This window comes from Rhodococcus sp. T2V (assembly GCF_029269925.1).
Classification (GTDB): Bacteria; Actinomycetota; Actinomycetes; order Mycobacteriales; family Mycobacteriaceae; genus Rhodococcus_F; species Rhodococcus_F koreensis.
Genome location: NZ_JARJBD010000377.1, coordinates 1 through 533 on the forward strand (window position 1 = coordinate 1; position 533 = coordinate 533).

General features: G+C 67.9%; 1 pseudogene. It reads right to left on the bottom strand.

Features of this window, described 5'->3' with window-relative positions:
* Positions 1-220 (bottom strand): annotated as a pseudogene (locus tag P3H15_RS54465) (hypothetical protein); the annotation flags it as partial.
* Between the last annotated feature and the right edge of the window lie 313 nt (positions 221-533).

The window sequence follows — 533 nt, forward strand, 5'->3', positions numbered from 1 at the left end:
TCACCAGCCACTTCAGCCGGGCCTCCGTCGACGCCAGCACCCAGGTGTTCAGCTGTACCTTCGCCGGACCCCTGCGGGGCTCGAGCTTCGACGACAACGCCTCGGTGGACGCCGCGGCGACGGGACCTCCCGCGGCTCGGGAATCGGTGTGCGGCTTCGAGGTTCGGCCCCCGTCGCTCGGCCGCGACGAGTTACCGCCCCGCTTTCCGGCCTGCGCCATGCTCACTCCTTTGCCCCACTGGCCTTGGCCGCCGCGCGTGTCGCCGGCCGCCACTGCAGCCCAGGCTAGTCGATACACGTAACATCACACGCTGTATTACGGGCAGTGTTGCGTGCAGACTTGCACGCCAAGCTCTGCGACCTGGGCTCCGGTCGGGTCGCCGGTTCCCCCCATCTCCCGACCGCGCGACATCGAATGGGCCGACGACACGCGATCGTCGGCGTCCACACGAGCGTGTCAACGGCGAGCGGTATCACTGACACGGGTAACCAGACTGTCTTCGATCGGCTGGCCGTCGTGACCGGTCATCGAT